We start from the raw sequence: 1,581 nt of genomic DNA, 5'->3' as shown, positions 1-1,581 counted from the left end.
TCAGCAGTGTTCAGCGTAAATGTATCAGCAACTGGATAACCTCAGCTGATCGTTATAGTCATTTTTAAACTAGATTGAGACACTCCCCAAGCATTCCACGCTGCTGCCCCTACTCCCAGCCTCGCTGCCAGAGGGAGAGGGGAGCTAGACGAAAATGTTTCATTCCCGTTTAACGAACCAGATCGAGTGTCACCGAACCAGATCGAGGAGCCAAGCAAAGTAGAAGCGGCTGCGAATGGTTTGTCGCTGCTGCACTTTCCAGCCCCATTCGGTTAATTGGCTCACCAAGGTCGCCTCTCGGTGTTGATAGGCGCGGGTGGTTTTGCTGGGGCCGGGGAAGAACTCTCCCACTTTCTTCAGCAGCGTCAGCCAGGGGGTTTTGGGGGCAAAACTGAAGATCAGGCGGGACCGAGCCAGGCGGGTCAGGTGCTTTAGCATGCGCAGGGCCTCGGCTTCAGGGTAGTGGATCATCACATCGAGGCAGATGACGACATCGTATTCCCCCGTCAATTCCTCCAGATCCGAGACCCAAAAGTGTGGGTTGTCTGTGGATCCCAACTCCATTTGCTGGCGGCGGCGTGCTTCGTTCACCATTTGTTCCGAGATGTCGCTGGCGAACACCTGTGCCCCCCTGGCGGCCAAGGGCAAGCTGAGGCTGCCCACCCCGCATCCGGCATCACAAATGCGTAAACCCGAGGGATCCCCCAACCACTGCAACACCGTCTCTACTGTGCGAGCATGGCCAAGGCGGATGTCTTTTTGGACGAAATTGACTTCTTCTTCACCATAAATGCGCCGCCAGCGCTCGAAGCCAACGGAGTTGAAGTAATCGCGGACAATGGTTTTCTCTTGCATAGAACTTCCAGCTAGGGATCCGGCGAGAGAAAAAGATGAACGCTCTGCTTTTCTTCGCCAACGCGCATCCCATTCTACCCCGAGGCCCCGTAACCCTCTGCATCGTTGCCCTAGGATTGTATTAGAATTAACTCGCATGCCTTGGATGTTGCCCCATGACCGAAGCTGAGATTGCCCAAGCGTTGCAGGCTCGGTTGGCTGCCCCGGTCAGAATTGCGGTCAAACGCCGCCAAGGTCATCTACACGTTCTTCTGAATCGATCCTCCTCGGCCCGAGTGGACTACCCCCATCTCATGGAACGGGTGCAGGCGGAGCTCAGAGTGTTGGGCTTGCCCGGCTTGGAGCAGGTCACGGTGTACGGGCGTGAGTCGGGACATTCTGAATACGAGTGGGAGCAAACGGCCCCCTTGTTGAACCCGCTGCTGGCCTCAGAAGAAACCACGGTTCTGTTGGAAAAAAAAGGCGACTTCTTGTTGCAGGATCTGACAGTTGTTGCCCCGGATTCGGTCAACTCAAAGCCTGAACCTGCGCCGGAGAATCCTGTCGGGAAAACCGACATAGGCAGCAGGTCCCGCATCTCCTGGGTGTGGCTGGGGGGAGCTGTACTGATTGTTGGAATTGGGGTGATTCTTTTGCTGGTTGCCCTTCTCTGAAAGAGCAAAAACCTGGGGTAGAGGCTCTTGTCTTAGGAAAAGCCTCAGCTAGAAATCGCAGGAGCCCCGCACT

The 1,581-nt window shown here is 55.6% G+C and carries 2 protein-coding genes; one reads left to right on the top strand and one right to left on the bottom strand.

Going from position 1 to position 1,581, the window contains the following annotated elements:
• Positions 1–189: 189 nt before the first annotated feature.
• A complete protein-coding gene (bchM, locus tag NW856_RS00030; protein ID WP_414330343.1) occupies positions 190–855 on the bottom strand; it encodes a magnesium protoporphyrin IX methyltransferase in 666 nt (221 codons plus the stop codon).
• Between the two features lie 155 nt (positions 856–1,010).
• On the opposite strand from bchM, the gene NW856_RS00025 reads away from it, so the two are divergent.
• Positions 1,011–1,508 carry a hypothetical protein gene (locus tag NW856_RS00025; protein ID WP_011433689.1) on the top strand — a complete coding sequence of 166 codons (498 nt, stop codon included), beginning with the start codon at positions 1,011–1,013 and terminating at the stop codon, positions 1,506–1,508.
• The last annotated feature ends 73 nt before the right edge of the window (positions 1,509–1,581 follow it).

The sequence above is a fragment of the Synechococcus sp. R3-13 genome (assembly GCF_047462195.1).
Lineage (GTDB): Bacteria > Cyanobacteriota > Cyanobacteriia > Thermostichales > Thermostichaceae > Thermostichus.
This window is presented reverse-complemented; position numbering and strand designations above follow the sequence as displayed.

Coding starts and splice junctions, on each gene's coding strand:
- bchM (WP_414330343.1), bottom strand. CDS start 855: ATGCAAGAGAAAACCATTGTCCGCGATTACTTCAACTCCGTTGGCTTC.
- NW856_RS00025 (WP_011433689.1), top strand. CDS start 1,011: ATGACCGAAGCTGAGATTGCCCAAGCGTTGCAGGCTCGGTTGGCTGCC.